This window comes from Bacillus sp. 11B20 (genome assembly GCF_056098985.1).
On record NZ_JBLZWZ010000015.1, the window covers coordinates 1 to 308 of the forward strand.

Sequence of the window (308 nt, forward strand, 5' to 3'; positions counted from 1 at the left end):
CCGTAGCACCAGTAGGTCCGGTAGCTCCAGTGATACCAGTAGCGCCGGTAGGTCCGGTAGCTCCAGTGCTACCCGTAGCGCCAGTAGGACCGGTTGATCCAGTAGAACCTGTGGCACCAGTAGGACCAGTATCTCCAGTGCTACCCGTAGCACCGGTAGGCCCAGTAACTCCGGTAGGACTCGTTGGTCCAGTGATACCAGTAGCCCCGGTAGAACCAGTAGCTCCAGTGCTACCCGTTACGCCAGTAGGACCCGTTGGTCCAGTAATACCTGTTGCGCCGGTAGGTCCAGTGGCTCCGGTAATACCC

Annotated in this window: 1 protein-coding gene; it reads right to left on the reverse strand. The window is 59.1% G+C overall.

All coding sequences use genetic code 11. The features are described from left to right. Positions 1 to 308 (reverse strand): hypothetical protein (locus ACN6NB_RS19515; RefSeq protein WP_474253557.1); only part of this gene is annotated, 308 nt, incomplete at both ends.